Origin of the sequence: Streptomyces sp. NPDC001381 (assembly GCF_042895685.1) — a bacterium.
Lineage (GTDB): Bacteria > Actinomycetota > Actinomycetes > Streptomycetales > Streptomycetaceae > Streptomyces.
On the sequence record NZ_JBIAWO010000001.1, the window covers coordinates 1,131,694 to 1,147,229 of the forward strand.

Below are 15,536 nucleotides of genomic sequence, written 5' to 3' on the forward strand. Positions count from 1 at the left end.
AAGAACCGACCGAGCTACAACCCGAACTCAGCGCGCACCGAACCGCGCCGCATCGAAGTTCGCCGCCGACATCTGCTGCCGCGCGTTGTCACCCTGCTCCTGATCACCCGAACTGAACGCCGAGTCCATCCCCGACTGACCACCCAGGATCGCCGACAACGACGCGTTCAGATCAGCCGCGATCTCATCCGCACGCCCCTTGAACTGATCGAACATCGCCCGACCCGTACCGTTGAACTTCCCCTCCAACGGCGTCGCCGCCTGCACCAACTGCTTGATCAACGAACCCAGATCATCACTCGACCCACGCGAATCACGCTGCAACGTCGACAACGTCTGCGCACCCATGTCGAACTTCATCAAGGCCCCCGTTCAGCTCACTTGGCTCACATCATGCGCACTACACGCAGACTCATCCCTATCAACTGACCCGTTGCCGATGCAATCGGGGGTGGCCATCCTTACAGGGGCACCACAAACCCGTGACCAACTCTTGGGGACACACAGGGCCGTTCACCTCAAACCACCCGATCCCACGACGGCCCAGGCCCTCAACCACCGCCATCTTTACGCCACGTTGCCGTAGGCAGCCGGTCCTCACCCCCTGTCGTCCCGACACCACTCCCGACTGGGACCGTCCGGCCGGCCGTCCACGTAGGTCTCGAGGCTGACGCGAGCGTCGCCGAGGGAAGAGACAGCTCTTCTTCCTTCCGGCCTCGTGCACGGAGACGGGCAGCCAAGACCACTGATCCGCTCCAGGAACTCATCCGGCAGAGCCACATGATGGACCCCACGCCCGCGTGGGCCGACCCTCGTCGTCCCATTCATAGTGGGAAAGTGGAAATCCGTCATCCGTACCGTGGATTTTCTTTTCAGCGAGGACGCCGTTCTCGTGCCAGTTTTTGTACTCCCCCACCAAAGAGCCCATCTTCATGGTTCCCTCTGCTCGAAGGGCGCCGCTCTTGTACCACTCACGAAAGGGGCCGTCCTGCAGCCCTTCCCTGTACGTGACAAGGCTCACGCGATGACCTGCGAGATACTCTTCCACTTTCCCCGTGAACAGCTCACCGCAATACAGGAGGCGCTGAGCGTAGTCAAGGTCGACTTCGGGATCATCGAGATCGATGCGCTGCATGTGGGCTCCTTCATGAAGGGGAAGTAGACCGATGCGTGCATTGCGGCCATGGCCCGCGTATCTGCGGCCAACCCCAGCTTGGCACGGTCATGGAGGAGTTGATTCACCGCCTTGACCTCGGCATGTTCAAGCAGTTCAGCCGGATGCGGCTTGTTGTTTGAGACCTGATGATATCGGTCGGCAAACGTAGGATGGAGATCTTCCATGGAGATCAGAGCCGTACCCGGCCGACCGTTGATTCCTTCGTACACGAGCCCTGTGCGCCGGTCCAGCACCACGCCGCCGAGGGCCTGACCTGTTTCCGTCTTCGGGAAGTCCCCACTATTCTTTGCCTCGGTGTCGACGTGGGTTCTCTCTTGAGACAGAGCCTGCATGAAACTCTCGACCGAGTGCCCGTCGACCCTGGTGATCAACCCGTTCTCGACCTGCACGCGAGTTTCATCCAGCTTGCCCAGGAACTTGCCTCCCGGACCGGCTTGAGGCATCGAGTGCCCGCCCGCAAAGGCATCCGTCGGATGATAGTCGTCCGGAACCCCGTCCAGGAAATCCGGAACTTGGTCGCGGAAGTGCGGAATCTCGTGCGGTGGAAGTCCGTCGACACCCGGAATGCCAGGAACGCCGCTTCGATCAGCGATCTCCCCTGCCTCGTGGCCTGATTCACCACCGTGGTGTGCAGCGTCACTGCCTCCGCTGTGTGCAGGCCCCTCTGCCGTGCTGTCCCTTCCGTGGCCGGCATGGCTATCCGGCGATGGACCGCCCTGGTGGGATCCGTGCCCCTCCCCGTGGCCGTTCGGCGGCTCGTGGCTCGCCGAAGGACCGGCGCCGTGCTCGTGCGCCGAACCACCGGGCAGGTTGTCACCGGCTCACAGCATGTCGGTGAGGTCGGGGCCCAGACCATCGATCAGGTCGGGCATTTCCATCCCGTAACCTTCCGCGTGCCCGAAATACGTCGGATCACCGGGCTCAGCAGCCGCACCGAGAAGCAATTCGAGTTCCTGCAGAGCAGCCGCCAAACGAGGAGCGTTTCGCCTCTGCACATCCGGGTGAGGAACTCCACTGAAGTCACAGTAGGCCCAGATGTCATGAAACACCGCAACTTCCGCCGCAAGATGGCGCTCATCGGCGTAGACGGTAAGTCCGACCAGATCGGGCTCCCTGTGCTGGACACCTCCCGCATCGATCCAGGTTCCCACCCCGGAGACTGTCAGCGCGCCGATTTCAGCATCCGGAAACCCCACAGGGCGACACTGCTCAATACGCTGAGCGAGTTCAGCTTCATCCAGTTTCCCCCGCAGAGCGAGACTGGTGGTGACACCGACGCCGCCACGCCCGGCGACGAGCCATTGCCACTTCAGCGCGTCAGGCTCCAGGAGGCCGTGGTCACGCAGAAGGGAGGACATGCGCGCGACGGTCATCAAAGCCGAGTTCAGACCTGGCGGCGCGAACCCGTCCAGCTCCCACTCCCACGAGGCGCACTCAGCAGGTGCGCGCATCAACGTAGACATGCGGATTCCTTACGGATAGATCTGGCCGCCGTTCGGAATCGTGACCGAGCTGTCGCGGAATCGAATCTGGAATACCGCCCCGGTCTTCTGGGCGTAAAAATCACCGCGATACAGCAACCGCTGCCACATATCCATATCGATGTCGGAGTTGTCGATGTTGATCCAGTTCACCTCACTCATCACAGGCCCCGCTTCGACCACCATGATTCATCGGCCAGCCGCACGGGTCCCGCAGGGCGCTGGCCGCGAACACGGCGGGCTGCAGTCGTCCCTTGAGGTCGTACGGCAACCAGGCGTCAACGCGGGTCACGAGGTCCACGCTGATGCGGTCGAACACCGCGTTGGGCCGCCCGGACGTGGGAGGAGCCGATCAGCGCCCGGGACCAGTCCGGCTTCTTCGCGGCACGCAGATCACGTCAGAGCAGATCGGTGAGATCCGGGCCCCGCCCGTCCACCACGTCCGGCTCCATGACGCCGTAACCCTCCGCCGTCCCGAAGTACGTCGCTTCGCCGGGCTCAGCCGCGACGCCCAACAGGGCCTCCAGTTCCTTCAAGGCGGCAGCGAGCCGCGGAGCGTTGTTCCGGTGCACTTCCGGATGCGGTGTACCCCGAAAGTCGAACGGACCCCAGACGTCATGGAATACGGAAACCTCGGCCGACAGCCCGAAAGGTTCCGGGGAGACAGTGAGCTCCACGAGGCGGTACTCGCGACGGGAGGCACCGCTCCCATCGAGCCACACCCCGGTCCCCGCAACGAGGAGATCGCCTCCCACAGCCTCCGGATAGCCGATGGGGCGCATCTTCTCGATATCACCGACCATCTGCTCGTCATCGAGCGGCCTCATGATCTGCAACCGCGTCGTCGCGGGCGCGCCGCCCAACTCAGAGACAAACCAAGACCACTCCAGATTGCTGGGATCCAAGAGGTCGTGCTTGCGCAGAACAGCGGCCATCTGGGCTGCGGTGTTCAGTGCAGAACGCAGCCCAGGGGGCGCATAGTCCTCCAGATCCCAGAACCACGACGCGCATTCACGCGGAGCGCGCATGAGCATGGACATTACTTGTTCCCTAAGGGTAGGTAGGACCGTTGGCCGGAACGGTGATCGAGCCATCCTTGAATCGCAGCACGAAGGTGGCGTCCACCAACTTGGCACGGTAAGCGACCAGCCCCAGGAGTTTGTCCGTGAGCGCCAACTTGGTGTCATGCACATCCAGGATGGCCACCTTCTGGCCATCGATAACGCCCTTCAACTGCTTCTCAATTATACCCTTTGTCGCACTCTTGAGACCTGACGCCTGCTTGACGTCCTTGAGTTGGACTCCGTACTCGATTCGATCACCGGACTTGACCAGCACATCCAAGTCCAGTCCGACATCGGGCTTCTTCAGTTCCAGGGCCAGACCCTCGACACCACGAGCCTGTAGTTCCGTCGCGTGTTCCATCGCCATATATACGGCGGGTGACATGTCACTAGCCTTGCTGACCTGCTTGCACTGGGACAGCAACTCGTTGTATCCGGGCAGATGGGCGAGATTTCCGTCGCTGATGTACTTGGCGATTCCTGCGCCGTACTCACTCTTTCGAAGTCCGATGAGCGACTTCTCGATGTCATGAGGTGCCATCTTTGAGCGTGCGAGTTGTTCGGCGACGGCCGCTTCCTGATCCGGCTGCATACGGCCGGTCGGCTGCAAAGCCCTCTCGTCTCCCTCGCTGAAGTCCACCTTTTCCGGCTCGTGGCCGTGATCAGACGCTCGGGGACCGTCTCCCTGTCCGCCCGTGCCGCCCTCGTGGCCGCCTGGAGTGGTGCCGCCTTCATGGCCGTGCCCCGCCGTGCCGGGCTGGTCATGTGTGCCGGTCGTCGGGCCGTCGTGGTGGGATCCCGGGCCGTCGGTCTGGTGAGAGCCTGGACCGTCGTTGTGGTGGGTTCCGGGGCCGTCGCCGTGTCCGCTCGGTGGCTCGTGGCTCGCCGAAGGGCCGGGACCGTGCTCGTGCGCCGAACCACCGGGCAGGTTGTCGCCGGCGTGGCCGCCGGGGAGGTGGTCCGCGGTGCCGCCGGGGAGGTTGTCGCCCAGGTGGGTGCCCGGCAGGTGGTCGCCGGCGTGGACCGTGGGCAGGTCGCCGCCCGCGTGGACGACCGGTGTGGTGGTCGCGTCGTCGCCCGCGCGGCCGACGTCGCCGAGGCCGTCGTCGAGGCTGTTGCCCAGGTTGATGTGCTGTCCCGCGTTGCCCGCGGTGTGGGCGCCCGCGCCGGCCAGCGCCGGCTCCCTCACCGGGGAGTCCACCCGGGGGACGTCCGAGCCGGAGCCGGGGGGACGGGTGCCGGGCTGGTCGACGATGTCGCCGGGGCCGTCCTCGGCCTGCTTGAGGACGGTTCCGTTCTCGTCCAGGAGATTGCCCTGCGGGTCGTAGTAACGCGCCGGTGCGCCCTCGTCCGTGGGCAGCTTGACCGAGCCCTCCGGGATCGCCGGGGTGTTGTCGGGCAGCTTGATGCTGCCGTCGGGGAGTTTCGTCGCGCCCTCGGGGATCGCCGCACCCTCCGGCAGGTGCACCGTGCCGTCGGGGAGCTTGACCGAGCCCTCCGGGAGTTCGATCACCGTCTCCGGGAGCTTGGGGATGTCGATGTTCCCCACGCCCTTCAGCGCCTTCGTGATGTCACCGATCTTCGACAGGCCCGCGCCGGCACCCTTGGCGATGTACGTCATCGGGTCGATGACCTTGCCCGCCTTGCCCGCCACCGACAGGACCTTGGCGACCGCGCCCGCCTTGCCCGCACCCGCCGCCGCACCGCCCGCACCGCCCGTGAAGACCGTGGTCAGGACGTTGAAGGTGACCGCTCCTGCCGCGCGGCCGGGGTTCTTGCCCCACTCGTCCCACGCCACCAGCGCCTTGCCCGTCTCCTTCATCGCCGTGCGCGAATCACGCAGCCAGGAGGGAAGCTTGTCGTCGGGCAGCAGCCAGAACGCCGTACCGATACCCGGCATCGACGTGATCACCAGACCCGTCGCCAGCTGCGCCAGGCCCTTCCACGCCTGGCCCATCGCGTCCCAGCCGCCGAAGCCCACCAGCGTGCCCAGACCCTTGATCGTGCCCCAGACCCCGTCCACGATCAGGCCGTCCCACACGAACGACTTCACCCAGTGGCCGACCTCGTACCAGTGGTGCCGCTCCTCCACCGGGTCGCCCCAGGGAAGCTTCGCGTTCTTCATGTCCTCGGCGTTGAACCCGTACTGGTCCGTACGCTCCGAGCCGTCGCCCGCGACCATCTGGGTCCCGCCCCAGATCGCGGTGATCTTGTTGTGACAGGTCCGCTCCGCCGCCCAGAACGCCGCCACCGTCGCGGTGATGTCGTCCCGCAGCTGGTTGTGCTCGTCGACCTTGTCCTCGTCGTACTCCCACTCGTCGTCGTCCTTGACCGACGCCACGAACGTCGACGCCTTCGTCTTCAGCTCCAGCAGCTTCGACACCAGCGGACGGATCTCCGTCGCATACGACGACAACGCCGTCGACACCGTCTCCAGATCCGTCGCGAAATCGTCCGCACGGTCCTTCACCGGCTTCGTCGTCGCGAAGAGCTGCTCCGCCTCCGGCGCGTGGTAGAAGGCGGACAGCCCCTGGAACTGCGAGTGCACATCACTGCCCGTGGACCGGACATTGCCCGCGTCCTTCTTCAACGCGGCATGATCCAGCTCCAGTTGGAACAGATTGCCGGTGAACTGAGGAATCGCTTCCGGCTTGATCACGCCTTACCCGTCCCCGGCATGTCGAGCTTCGGCGCCTTCAGCGTGTTGCGCTGCGCCTCCATCGCCATCTGCTCGTCACCGTTCAAATACGCCGTCGTCGCGTCCACCACACCCTGCAACGACTTCCCGGCACGCGCCGCGACATACGACAGATCCTTCGACGCCCGCTCCGCATACTGCGACAACGCCAACGCCACCAGACCACCCTGCGCCTGCTCACCACCCGCCGCCGGAGCATCCGCGGAAATCGTCCCCGCACTCGACGCAGCCGACGTCAGATGCTCACCGAACGCCGTCGCATGCTTCTGCAAGTCCGACGCCGTCTCCCCCGTCGTCTTCAGCACACCCGAAATACCCTGCGGCTTCAGATCCCAGCCCGGCACCCGTCAACCCCCGTTCCTCGCAACACGCGCCAAGTCCTCCGACCTCAGCCGATGTTGTCCACCGCGGCCTTCGCCCGCTGGATCGTCGACTGCGCCGTACCGTCGTTCTGCTCCAACGTCGACTTCAACAACCCGATGATGTTCCGCACCTCGTTCGAAGCACGGTTCCACCGCTGCTCCTTACCGTGGTACTCCTCCGCCACCCCATCCGCCGTGAAATCAGCCATCGCCGCCTTCACCTGACGATCACGCTGACCGATCACCTCCTCCAGCCGCGCCACCACCGCCTGGATGTTCCCCTGCGCATCCGCCGACGCACCCGTGTCATACGACCGACGATCCGAACCCGCACCCGCCATCACACACTCCCCGTGAAAAGAAACGAAACCTGACCGAACCGACCCAGGACCACAGACTCAGCGCGCACCGAACCGCGCCGCATCGAAGTTCGCCGCCGACATCTGCTGCCGCGCGTTGTCACCCTGCTCCTGATCACCCGAACTGAACGCCGAGTCCATCCCCGACTGACCACCCAGGATCGCCGACAACGACGCGTTCAGATCAGCCGCGATCTCATCCGCACGCCCCTTGAACTGATCGAACATCGCCCGACCCGTACCGTTGAACTTCCCCTCCAACGGCGTCGCCGCCTGCACCAACTGCTTGATCAACGAACCCAGATCATCACTCGACCCACGCGAATCACGCTGCAACGTCGACAACGTCTGCGCACCCATGTCGAACTTCATGTCGAACCCGCCTCCCCCGGTGAGGTCTGTCTGTCATGTCCGCACGGTCATGTCCGCACGGTCACGTCCGTACTGTCGCGTCTGTGCGTGTCACGACTGTACGCATCTCCATCTGTAGCAAGTCTCCGATTGCCGATGCAATCGCGAAGCGGCTGTAGTTACAGGGGTGGCACAAACGGACGGCCAAGTCACCGTGCATACCGGCATATTGGGGATGAAAGCTCAGTGGGCGAGGGCCACCGCGGTCGCGGTCGGGCCTTCGCGGCAGATCAGCAGGAGGGCCCGGTCGTCGTTGACGTCCTTGGCCACCGCCTCGATCAGGTGCCAGGCGGCGCCCTGGAAGCCGCCGGCGACATAGCGGTCGGCCTCGCCGGTGAGGCGGTCGATGCCCTCGACGATGTCGCGGTCGGAGGTCTCCACCAGGCCGTCGGTGAACAGCATCAGGACGTCACCGGGGCGCAGGGACCCCTTCACGGGGTCGAACTGGGCGCCCTCGTACACACCGAGCAGCGGGCCCTCGGCGGCCTTCTCCTCCCAGCGGCCGCTGCCCGCGCTGAGCTGGAGGCCCGGCGGATGGCCCGCGGAGTAGAGCTCGTAGTCGCCGGAGTCGAGGTCGAGGACGAGGTGGATGGAGGTCGCGAACCCCTCGTCCCAGTCCTGGCGGAGGAGGTAGCCGTTCGCCGCCGGGAGGAACGCGTGCGGGGGCAGGGACCCTAGGAGGCCGCCGAAGGCGCCGGAGAGCAGGAGCGCGCGCGAGCCCGCGTCCATGCCCTTGCCGGAGACGTCCGTGAGGACGACCTCCATGGTGCGGCCGCCGTTGGTGCGGGCCGCGACGACGAAGTCACCGGAGAAGGACTGGCCGCCCGCCGGGCGCAGGGCCATCTCGCGGTGCCAGCCCGGTGGCAGCTTCGGCAGCTTGCTCTGCACGCGGATGCGCTCGCGCAGGTCGAACAGCATGGTGCCGCCGCGTCTCCAGGGCACGCCGACCCGGCTGCGGAACTGGGCGATGAGCAGTCCGAAGAAACCGCATGCGGCGACGACCAGGACCACGCCCGGCGTGACCCGGGAGGGACCCTGTGTGTAGGGGCCGAGCTGGACGGACTCCACGATCAGGGCGGTGGCCGCCGCCGCGTACAGGCCCAGCAGGCTGGACGGGCGCAGCAGCAGGCCGCCGGCGACGATCGGCAGGACCAGGGCGGCCGGGGAGCACCACACCGAGTTGGCGAGGGTGGTGGCGGCGATCAGCGGGACGGTGAGCAGCAGAAAGGCCAGCGCGATCCAGTCGGAGCCGTCGCCGCGGAAGTAGTCGACGGCGCTTCGGCGCAGGCCGGTGCGGACCCGGTGCAGGAGATGCTTCAACCGGGCCGTCAACGTCTCGGCTTCCGCGCGCCGCTGTCGTCCTTCTGCCATTAGTTCGGGACCCTATCCATCCAACCCGCCGCTTGGCACGGGAGGTCCCACTTGTCCCCCGTCCGAGGTTCAACTTCACAGTGAACTTCACGGAAAGCGCTCACGTGGCCCGGAGGGAGAAATTCCCTGGCTCGTCCCGCATTGGCCTGCTAGGCATGCATCCATGACGACTGGGGCGACGACGACCGGGCCGACGGGCCACGCGACCTCTTCCGTGGCGGCCGCGGCCACCACGGCCGAGCTGCGGGTGCTGCGGCAGGACGACTGGGACACGTGGTACGACAGCCTGCTGCGCGCCTTCGGCGGGGTCCCGGAGTCGGCCGAGGAACGGGGGATGTGGTCGCGGCTCCTTCCGTACGAGCGCTCGGTGGGGGCGTGGGACGGGGCGGAGCTGGTGGGGACGGCGGGGGCGTTCGACTTCCGGCTGACCGTGCCGGGCGGGGCCTCGGTGCCGGCGGCGGGCGTGACGATGGTGGGGGTGAGCGCCACGCACCGGCGGCGCGGGGTGCTGACGTCCATGATGCGGCGGCAGTTGGACGACGTACGGACGTGGGGCGAGCCGCTGGCCGTCCTGACCGCGTCGGAGCCGGTGATCTACGGCCGGTTCGGCTACGCGGCGGCGGCCTTCGGTCTGCACGCCGAGATCGACACCAGCCGGGTACGGCTGTCCGTCCCGGCCGGTACGGACGGCGTACGGCTGCGGTACGTCGATCCGCGCGCCGGGCTGGACGCGTGCGAGGCGGTGTACGCGCGGACGGTGGACCGGCGGCCGGGGACACTGGCCCGGCGGCCGGGCTGGGAGCGGCTGGGGGTGCTGGAGGCGGAGGCCGCGCAGGACGGGGCGTCGCCCGTGCAGTGCGTGCTCGCCGAGCGGGACGGGGAGGTGACCGGGTACGCCCGCTACCGGGTGCGGCCCGAGTACACGGACGCCGGGCACAACGGGCGGGTGCTGCTGCAGGACCTGGCGGGGCTCGACCCGGTGTCGGAGGCCGCGCTGTGGCGGTTCCTGTTCGGGATCGATCTGACGACCTCGCTGAAGGTGCGGGGGCGGCCGCTGGACGAGGCGTGGCAGCACCAGGTGTCCGACATCCGGCGGTGCGGGCTGAAGGTGCGGGACTCGCTGTACGTGCGGCTGGTGGACGTGGGTGCGGCGCTGGAGGCGCGGACGTACCAGGCGCCGGTGGATGTGGTGCTGGAGGTGGAGGACGCCTTCTGCCCGTGGAACGCGGGGCGTTGGCGGCTGTCCGGCGGTCCGAAGGGCGCGGTGTGCGAGCGTACGGCGGACGCGGCCGACCTGGCCCTGTCGGTGAGGGAGTTGGGGGCAGCGTACCTGGGCGGGGTGAGCCTGGCGGCGCTCGGTGCGGCCGGCCGGGTGGACGAGCTGCGGCAGGGTGCGCTGGCGGAGGCGGCCGTGGGCTTCGGGTCACCGGTGGCGCCCTGGCTGCCGCACGGCTTCTAGATCGTGGGCAAGGGTCAGTTCTTCTGGCAGGTGGGGCACCAGAAGAGGTTGCGGGCGGCGAGGTCGGCGGTGCGGATCTCGCCGCCGCACAGGTGGCAGGGCTGCCGGGTGCGGCGGTAGACGTACACCTCGCCGCCGTGGTCGTCGACGCGCGGCGGGCGGCCCATCGCCTCGGGGGTGTGTTCGGGGCGGACGGTGTCGATGCGGTTGTTGCGGACGCCCTCGCGCATGAGGGCGACGAGGTCGGCCCAGATCGCGTCCCACTCGGCGGGGGTGATGTCCCGGCCCGGGCGGTACGGGTCGATGTGGTGCCGGAAGAGGACCTCGGCGCGGTAGACGTTGCCGACGCCGGCGATGACCTTCTGGTCCATGAGGAGGGCGGCGATCGTCGTACGGCTGCGGGAGACGCGGGCGTAGGCGGCCCGGGGGTCGGCGTCGGCGCGCAGGGGGTCGGGGCCGAGCCGGGCGTGTATCGCCTGCTTCTCGCCGTCCGTGACGAGGGCGCAGGTCGTCGGTCCGCGCAGGTCGACGTAGGCGGTGCTGTTGGCCAGGCGGAGGCGGACGGTGTCCGTGGGCGGGGGCGCGGGGGCGTCTCCGAAGGCGACCTTGCCGAAGAGGCCGAGGTGGATGTGGACCCACTCGCCGTCGCGGAAGCCCAGGAAGAGGTGCTTTCCGTGGGCCTCGGTGCGGGTGAGTCCGGCGCCGTCCAGGAGTGCGGCGGCGTCGGAGAACTTGCCCTGGGGGCTGGTGACACGGGGCGCCGTGCCGGCGAAGCGGTCGGCGTAGTCCAGCGCCAGCCGGTGGATCGTGTGCCCCTCTGGCACGGCTCCTGTTCCTTTCCAGCCCCCGCCGTCGGCCCCCTGCCGCGGCGGGAACAGTGCCTCAGTCCTGCTGCGGGTGGTGCGCCGGGATCGCGGGGAGGTCGCCGGTCGTCTCGTAGTCGGCCAGCATGTCGATCCGCCGGATGTGGCGCTCGTCACCCGAGAACGGGGTGTTCAGGAAGGTCTCGACGAACTTCGTCGCCTCGTCCGTGGAGTGCATGCGGGCGCCGACGGCGACGACGTTGGCGTCGTTGTGCTGGCGGCCGAGGGAGGCGGTCTCCTCGCTCCAGGCCAGGGCGGCACGGACGCCCTTCACCTTGTTCGCGGCGATCTGCTCACCGTTGCCGGAGCCGCCGATGACGACGCCGAGGGCGTCCTTGTCGGCGGCCGTCCGCTCGGCGGCGCGGAGGCAGAAGGGCGGGTAGTCGTCCTGGGCGTCGTAGATGTGGGGGCCGCAGTCGACCGGGTCGTGGCCCGCCGCCTTGAGCCATTCGACGAGGTGGTTCTTGAGTTCGAAGCCGGCATGGTCCGAGCCGAGATACACGCGCATGGGATGAGTGTGACATGTGGGTTGCGGGGTGGCAGCGCCGGGTGCGAGCGCCGGAAACACCCAGCGACACCATGGAAGCTCAGGGAAACCTCAAGTAACGATCCGGAATCAGAGGTTCACGAATCCGTTCGCCTCCGTTTCACTGGTCCGGCCTGTTACATGGCACCCCAGCGGCGCAAAGGAAATCCATCCCCATGACTTCGCAGCCGACCCTTCCGAAGGCCGACCGCGGCCCCGGAGGCCCCGGAGATCCCGGTTCCGGCCTTCAGGCAGGGCTCAAGAACCGTCATCTGTCGATGATCGCCATCGGCGGCGTCATCGGTGCCGGACTGTTCGTCGGATCCAGCTCCGGCATCGCCACCGCCGGGCCCGGCATCCTCCTCTCGTACGCCCTCGTCGGCACGCTCGTGGTGCTGGTGATGCGGATGCTCGGGGAGATGTCCGCGGCCAATCCGACCTCCGGCTCGTTCTCGGCCCACGCCGACCGGGCGCTCGGCCGCTGGGCCGGCTTCTCCATCGGCTGGCTGTACTGGTTCTTCTGGGTCGTGGTGCTGGCCGTGGAGGCCACCGCCGGCGCCAAGATCCTCGAAGGGTGGATCCCCGCCGTACCGCAGTGGGGATGGGCGCTCATCGTGATGGTGGTGCTGACCGCCACCAACCTGGTCTCCGTCGGCTCCTACGGCGAGTTCGAGTTCTGGTTCGCCGGGATCAAGGTCGTGGCGATCGGCGCGTTCATCGTCGTCGGCGGTCTCGCCGTGTTCGGCGTGCTGCCGGGCGTCGACAGCGACAAGGCGGGACTGGACAACCTCACCGGGCACGGCGGCTTCCTGCCCCACGGCCCCGGCGCCATCCTCACCGGCGTGCTGCTCGTCGTGTTCTCCTTCATGGGCAGCGAGATCGCGACCCTCGCGGCCGGTGAGTCCGAGGACCCGCAGCGGGCCGTGACCAAGTCCACCAACAGCATCATCTGGCGGATCGGCGTCTTCTACCTCGGCTCGATCTTCGTCGTCGTCACGCTGCTGCCCTGGGACGACAAGGCCATCGCCGACAAGGGCTCCTACGTCGCCGCCCTCGACTCCCTCGGCATCGCGCACGCCGGTCAGATCATGAACTTCATCGTGCTGACCTCGGTGCTGTCCTGTCTCAACTCCGGCCTCTACACGGCCTCCCGCATGGCGTACTCGCTCGGTGAGCGGGGCGACGCGCCGAAGTCGTTCGCGCGGGTCAACGGCCGGGGCGTGCCGCGCACGGCGATCCTCGCCTCGGTGGTGTTCGGCTTCGTCGCCGTCTTCTTCAACTACCTGTCCCCGGACACGATCTTCCTCTTCCTCGTCAACTCCAGCGGCGCGGTGGCCCTGTTCGTGTGGCTGGTCATCTGCTTCTCGCAGCTGCGCATGCGCCGGATCATCCAGCGCGAGGCGCCGGAGAAGCTGGTCGTGCGGATGTGGCTGTACCCGTACCTGACCTGGGCGACGGCCGCGCTGATCGTGTTCGTGCTCGGCTACATGCTGACCGACACCGAGGGCGAGAGCAGCGGTCGTACGACCGTGCTGCTGTCGGTGCTGGTGGCCGCGGCGGTCGTCGCCATCGCCTTCGTGAAGGAGAAGGTGGCGAAGGACAGGGCGAGGGACGGCGCGCAGGACGGCGCGCAGGACGGCTCGGAGGACGAGTCCGAGGCGCTCACAGCACGGTAAAGCTCTCCTTCACCTCGTCGTACGTCCTCAGGGCATCCGCCTCCACTTCCGGCCGGTACCAGGTGTTGATCTGGTACGACTTCCCCGCTTGGTCGAAGCCGAGCAGCCGGGCGTGCCAGCGGGTGCCCTGCAGGCTGAAGACGTACTCCCAGACGACCGCCGGGCGGCCCCGGAACGTCGTCCTCTCCAGGCGGATCTTGCGGTAGTCGCGGCCCTGGCGGGCGTTCTGCTCGGAGGTCCGCCAGGTGTCCATCAGGTCGCCGTGGGCCAGGGAGGACTTGGCGACGAGTTCCTGGGTGCCGTCCGGGGCGGTGTAGTGCACCTCCGCGCCCGTCTTCACGTCCCGGCGCCAGCCGGTGGGCGTCGCCCAGGCGAACCCCCCGGCCTCCTGGTGCGCGCCCGGCGGCAGGCTGGGCGGCCTGGACGTCCCCTCGACGGTGGGCGAGGGGCTGCCGCTGGCGGAGGGGACCGGGGACCGGGACGGGGACGGCGTCGGTGTCGGTGAGGAGCCGCCGGCCGCCCGGCCACCGTCCTCGCCCGAGCCGGGGGCCACCGCCAGCACGACCGTGACGACGATCCCGACGGCGGCGGCACCGACACCGGCCGCGATCCGGCCCCTCCGGCCCAACCGGCGGCGGGCGGGGACCGCGGGGCCGGGAAGTTCACCACCCGGGGGGACGGCCGCGGCACGGGACTGCAAGAGGGGAACCGGAGCCGGCCCCCGCTCGGTAGGCACCTGCGCCGGCCCGAAGGAACCGGCCCCGCCCCGGCCCCGGGAGCCACCACCGGAAGATCCCGCCCCGCCACCCGAGGCACCCGCCCCGGAGACACCCGGCCGACCGCCGGAGACACCCGCCCCGGCGCCGAACCCCGGCCCGCTTCCAGCGCCACCAGCCTCGCCGCCCGAGGCACCCGCCCCGTCGGGGCCGACACCCGTCCCGCCGCCGAAAGCGTCCGGGCCACCGGAAGAGGCACCTGGCCAGCCGCCAGCGGCCCCCGGCCCATCGGCGGAAACAGGCGGACGACCGCCCGAAACACCCGACCCGGCAGCCAACCCCCGCCCGCCGCCGGCGACATCAAGTCCGCCGCCCGACGCATCCGGCCGGCCGTCCGCGACCCCCGACCCGCCGCCGTCACAAGCTCCCGCCCCGCCGGAGGAGATGGCCGCCCCGTCGGCGGAGACGTCCGGTTGCCCGGGTGGCGGGGTCGGGCGGGTGAGGGGGATGCCGGGGTGGGTGGGGGTGTGCAAGGGGCGGGTCGGGGGGAAGGCCACGGGGTGGAGGGCGGACTCCAGGTCGGACAGGGAGGCCCGGACCGCAGGTTCCTTCGCCAGGAGGCTCTGCAGGATCCCGGTCAACGGGCCCGCTCCGGCGGGGAGTCGGGGTTCCTCGTAGAGGACGGCGTGCAGGGTGGCCAGAGTGGTGTCGCGGGAGAACGGGGAGTGGCCGGCGAGGGCCGCGCAGAGGGTGGCGCCGAGGGACCAGACGTCGGAGGGCGGCCCCTGCGGGCGGCCGGAGATGCGCTCGGGGGCCATGTAGTCGGGCGAACCGACCAGCATGCCGACCATGGTCAGCGCCTTGGCGTCCTGGATCGCGGCGATCCCGAAGTCCGTGAGGACGACCCGTCCGCCGCGCTCCACCAGCACGTTCCCGGGCTTGATGTCCCGGTGCAGGACGCCGCCCGCGTGCACCTGCCGCAGCGCCTCCACCAGCGCGAGGCCGACCCTGGCCGTCTCGCCCGGCCCCAGCGGACCCTCCTCGGCCATGACCTGCTCCAGGGAGCGGCCGGGCACCAGCTCCATGACGATCCACAGGCGTTCGCCCTCGTCGACGACGTCGTAGACGCGCACCACGTTGGGGTGGTCGATGCGGGCGGTGGCCCTGGCCTCGCGCAGGGTGCGTTCACGGCGGGTGCGGCCGTCCTCGGGGTCGAGGCCGTCGATGCGCATCTCCTTCACCGCGACCTGCCGGTCGAGTATGTCGTCGGTGGCCCGCCACACCCGCCCCATTCCTCCCTGGCCGATACTCTCGACCAGTCGGTAGCGCCCCGTCACGAGCAGACCCGGAACACCGCCGCTCACTGAATTCCC

General features: G+C 68.4%; 15 protein-coding genes. 2 read left to right on the forward strand and 13 right to left on the reverse strand.

Annotated features, from left to right (window positions below; translation table 11 throughout):
• Positions 1-27: 27 nt before the first annotated feature.
• The 10 genes from ACFY2L_RS04995 to ACFY2L_RS05040 all read right to left on the reverse strand — a co-directional run bounded on the left by ACFY2L_RS04995 (position 28) and on the right by ACFY2L_RS05040 (position 8,923).
• Positions 28-360, reverse strand: coding sequence for a hypothetical protein (locus ACFY2L_RS04995; protein WP_390659920.1), 333 nt, complete (start codon positions 358-360; stop codon positions 28-30).
• A 657-nt stretch (positions 361-1,017) separates the two neighbouring features.
• Positions 1,018-1,566 (reverse strand): hypothetical protein, encoded by a 549-nt coding sequence (locus ACFY2L_RS05000; protein WP_390662668.1) that lies wholly within the window; start codon positions 1,564-1,566, stop codon positions 1,018-1,020.
• A 432-nt stretch (positions 1,567-1,998) separates the two neighbouring features.
• Positions 1,999-2,640, reverse strand: a complete 642-nt coding sequence (locus ACFY2L_RS05005) for a hypothetical protein (RefSeq protein ID WP_390821492.1) — start codon at positions 2,638-2,640, stop codon at positions 1,999-2,001.
• Between the two features lie 9 nt (positions 2,641-2,649).
• Positions 2,650-2,844, reverse strand: a complete 195-nt coding sequence (locus ACFY2L_RS05010) for a hypothetical protein (protein ID WP_390821493.1) — start codon at positions 2,842-2,844, stop codon at positions 2,650-2,652.
• A gap of 212 nt (positions 2,845-3,056) precedes the next feature.
• Positions 3,057-3,698: a hypothetical protein gene (locus tag ACFY2L_RS05015; protein ID WP_390662665.1), complete on the reverse strand. Its 642-nt coding sequence runs from the start codon at positions 3,696-3,698 to the stop codon at positions 3,057-3,059.
• Positions 3,699-3,708: 10 nt separating this feature from the next.
• Positions 3,709-6,381, reverse strand: a complete 2,673-nt coding sequence (locus tag ACFY2L_RS05020) for a hypothetical protein (protein ID WP_390821494.1) — start codon at positions 6,379-6,381, stop codon at positions 3,709-3,711.
• Complete coding sequence (locus ACFY2L_RS05025; protein ID WP_390821495.1) at positions 6,378-6,764, reverse strand: DUF6507 family protein; 387 nt, start codon at positions 6,762-6,764, stop codon at positions 6,378-6,380. The genes ACFY2L_RS05020 and ACFY2L_RS05025 overlap by 4 nt, the downstream gene beginning before the upstream one ends.
• A 44-nt stretch (positions 6,765-6,808) precedes the next feature.
• Positions 6,809-7,123: a pore-forming ESAT-6 family protein gene (locus tag ACFY2L_RS05030; RefSeq protein WP_390659919.1), complete on the reverse strand. Its 315-nt coding sequence runs from the start codon at positions 7,121-7,123 to the stop codon at positions 6,809-6,811.
• A 57-nt stretch (positions 7,124-7,180) separates the two neighbouring features.
• Positions 7,181-7,513, reverse strand: a complete 333-nt coding sequence (locus ACFY2L_RS05035; protein WP_390659920.1) for a hypothetical protein — start codon at positions 7,511-7,513, stop codon at positions 7,181-7,183.
• A gap of 222 nt (positions 7,514-7,735) precedes the next feature.
• The gene (locus ACFY2L_RS05040; RefSeq protein WP_390659921.1) at positions 7,736-8,923 is read right to left on the reverse strand and encodes a PP2C family protein-serine/threonine phosphatase; all 1,188 of its coding nucleotides are present in this window, start codon (positions 8,921-8,923) and stop codon (positions 7,736-7,738) included.
• Positions 8,924-9,086: 163 nt separating this feature from the next.
• On the opposite strand from ACFY2L_RS05040, the gene ACFY2L_RS05045 reads away from it, so the two are divergent.
• Positions 9,087-10,382, forward strand: coding sequence for a GNAT family N-acetyltransferase (locus ACFY2L_RS05045; protein ID WP_390821496.1), 1,296 nt, complete (start codon positions 9,087-9,089; stop codon positions 10,380-10,382).
• 14 nt (positions 10,383-10,396) lie between these two features.
• On the opposite strand, the gene ACFY2L_RS05050 is transcribed toward ACFY2L_RS05045, so the two are convergent.
• Both ACFY2L_RS05050 and ACFY2L_RS05055 read right to left on the reverse strand, forming a co-directional pair.
• Positions 10,397-11,206, reverse strand: coding sequence for an Fpg/Nei family DNA glycosylase (locus ACFY2L_RS05050; protein ID WP_390821497.1), 810 nt, complete (start codon positions 11,204-11,206; stop codon positions 10,397-10,399).
• A 58-nt stretch (positions 11,207-11,264) separates the two neighbouring features.
• A complete protein-coding gene (locus ACFY2L_RS05055; protein WP_390659924.1) occupies positions 11,265-11,753 on the reverse strand; it encodes a ribose-5-phosphate isomerase in 489 nt (162 codons plus the stop codon).
• Between the two features lie 194 nt (positions 11,754-11,947).
• On the opposite strand from ACFY2L_RS05055, the gene ACFY2L_RS05060 reads away from it, so the two are divergent.
• Positions 11,948-13,447, forward strand: coding sequence for an amino acid permease (locus tag ACFY2L_RS05060; protein WP_390821498.1), 1,500 nt, complete (start codon positions 11,948-11,950; stop codon positions 13,445-13,447).
• Here the strand turns inward: ACFY2L_RS05060 and ACFY2L_RS05065 are convergent.
• The gene (locus ACFY2L_RS05065) at positions 13,434-15,527 is read right to left on the reverse strand and encodes a serine/threonine-protein kinase (RefSeq protein WP_390821499.1); all 2,094 of its coding nucleotides are present in this window, start codon (positions 15,525-15,527) and stop codon (positions 13,434-13,436) included. The two genes, ACFY2L_RS05060 and ACFY2L_RS05065, sit on opposite strands and share 14 nt — an antisense overlap.
• Positions 15,528-15,536: the final 9 nt, after the last annotated feature.